The 2,497-nt window shown below is 73.9% G+C and carries 1 protein-coding gene and 1 pseudogene; both read right to left on the bottom strand.

All coding sequences use genetic code 11. The features are described from left to right. Positions 1–187: 187 nt before the first annotated feature. Entirely contained in the window at positions 188–1,828 is a 1,641-nt protein-coding gene (locus E1281_RS39100; protein WP_131884728.1) for a glycoside hydrolase family 3 protein, read from the bottom strand. Between the two features lie 328 nt (positions 1,829–2,156). Further along, positions 2,157–2,497 (bottom strand): annotated as a pseudogene (locus tag E1281_RS39095) (ATPase); the annotation flags it as partial.

Here is a 2,497-nt window from a genome sequence, read left to right as displayed (position 1 = left end):
GCCCGCACCCCCGACCAGGCCCGCGACGCCGCCCGCACCCACCTCCCCGGCCTGGCGGACCTGGGAATCTGACGGAAGACGCGCCTCAGGGCGCGTTGACTTGCGGCGTGTTGTTGTTTTCGACGCGCTCATAACAACAACATGCCGCAAGTCAACGAGGTGGGGACGGGTCGGCTTTCGGGCCGCGCTAGCGGTAGCGGAGGCCGTGGCCTACCGGCTTGCCGGCGGCCGGGACGGGAAGCTTGCCCGCGGGCTCGGCCGCGCCGCTCAGGATCTTCGCGAGCGCGTTGACCGAGACGGTGCTGGAGGAGTACGTGGCCAGCGCGGCCTCGGCGCCGCCTGCGGCGTTCAGGTCGTAGGGGCGGCCGAGGGCGGCGACGACGACCGGCTTGGCGCCGAGTGCGCTGATGCGGGAGGCGGTGGCCTGGCCCGCGTTCTCCGTCGTCAGGACGGTGACGTCCGAGGCTCCGGTGGACGTCACCGTGATGCCGTGCTTGCGCAGAGCCGCGCCGAGGGTGTCGCTCTCCGGGCCGGTGACGGCGACCTTCTTGCCCTTGAGGGGGAGCAGGCCGCTCTTGTGGCGGACGAGGGTCACCGCGTGCTCGGCGACCCGCTGGGCGGTGGCCCTGTTCGGGGCCGTGCGGATCGCCGCGCCGGCCTTGGACGGGTCCACGGCCGTCGCCTGGAACAGGCCGCGCCGCTGCTTGAGCTTCAGGATGCGCGTGACCGACGCGTCCAGCCGCTTCCGCGTGATCTTTCCGGTCCGGACGGCCCTCACCACCGCCCGGTGGGCCTCCGGCAGGCTCGGCGGCATCAGCAGCTGGTCGGCGCCCGCGTTGATCGCACGGACCGGCACCTGCGCGTCGCCGTACTTCTCGCGGACCCCCGCCATCTCCAGCGAGTCCGTGGTGATCACGCCCTGGTAGCCGAGCGTGTTCCGCAGCAGCCCGGTCAGGACGTTCTTCGACAGCGTGGCCGGGTCGCCCGACCGGTCGAGCCTGGGCACCACGATGTGCGCCGTCATGATCATGTCGGTGCCCGCGGCGACCGCCGCCTTGAACGGGGGCGCGTCCAGCCGCTGCCACTGCTCGCGGGTGTGCTGGATCACCGGCAGTCCGGTGTGGCTGTCGGTGGCGGTGTCGCCGTGCCCGGGGAAGTGCTTGGCGGCGGCCGCGATCCCGGCGGCCTGGTAGCCGCCGACGGCCCCGGTCACCATCCTGGAGACCAGGGCCGGGTCGGCGCCGAACGAGCGCAGCCCGATCACGGGGTTGCGCGGGTTCACGTTCACGTCGGCGTCGGGCGCGTAGTCCAGGTTGATGCCGATCGCGCGAAGCTCGGCGCCGGTGACCCGGGCCGCGGCGCGGGCGTCGGCGGGGTCGCCGGTCGCGCCGAGCGCCATGTTTCCGGGGAACCGGGTGATGAACGGAATGCGCGAGACGATGCCCTGCTCCTCGTCGACGCCGAGCAGCAGCGGGACGTCGGAGGCCTTCTGCAGCGCGTTCGACTGCGCGGCGGTCCGCTCCGGCGTGCTGATGTTCCCGGGGAAGTAGATCAGCCCCCCGACGTGGTACTTCCTGATCTTCGCGATGGCGTCGGAGCGGCTGGAGAACGTCGGGACGAACAGCTGACCGACCTTCTCGGCCACGCTCATCTTCGCGACGTGGCCGGGGATCCACGCGTCCGGGGGCGGCGCCGTCGTGCCGGGCTTGCCGGAAGGGGCGGACGACGCCCGTCCGCCCTCGCCGCCGTCGCCTCCGCCGCCGCAGCCCGCGACCAGCACCGTGGCCGTCGCCGCCGCCGCGAACGCGAGGAAGGGTGAAGCGCGCATCCGACCAGGCCCCCCGACGTGGTCTCGGTTCCTCGGTCGCATCGGTCGTCGCGACGTTATGCGCTTCCCGGCCCGCTGTCGAACCGATCTCCGCGCCCCCAGGGGGAACGGGCGGGCTCGTCCGACCTCACGGGCACCGGGAGCGCCACGGTGGATCCGCTACCACCGTGGTAACAACCTGATCACGATGGACCCCAGGATCGCAAGCCGGTTGCGGATCGTATGGGGTCCATCGTGATGGACCTGGACGGCTTCGGCGCCGTCTTCCCGGGAGTCGGCCGGGCCGGATCGGGGCGGCCGGGCCGGGTCCGGCAGGCCGGAGGGCGGCTCAGCCGGGCAGGGGGTGGCCGAGGCGGCGCAGCGCCATCCCGGCCGCGCCGACGGCCCCGTCGCCCGCGCAGCGCGGTGCCGCGGCGAAGCGGTCGCGCAGCCCGGTCCGGACGGCGTCGGCGACGGGTCCCTCGCGGAGCACCGAGCCGTGCATGACGACCGGTGCGCGGGGGTCGGACAGGGCCGGGCGCACCGCGTCCACGTCGCGGAGCAGCCACTGCGCGGCCTCTTCGGTGATGCGGCGGGCCACCGGGTCGCCGGCGGCCGCGGCGGCGGCGACCACCGGTCCCAGCCGGCCGAGGGCCGAGGGAGGGCGGCCGTACACCTCCTGTCTCTTAT

This window comes from Actinomadura sp. KC345, assembly GCF_004348515.1.
Taxonomy (GTDB): domain Bacteria; phylum Actinomycetota; class Actinomycetes; order Streptosporangiales; family Streptosporangiaceae; genus Spirillospora.
The sequence above is the reverse complement of the archived record's forward strand: the minus strand, read 5'-3'. Positions and strand labels throughout refer to the sequence as shown.

Excerpts from the sequence above, each read along its gene's own strand:
- E1281_RS39100 (WP_131884728.1), bottom strand. The coding sequence starts at position 1,828 with ATGCGCGCTTCACCCTTCCTCGCGTTCGCGGCGGCGGCGACGGCCACG.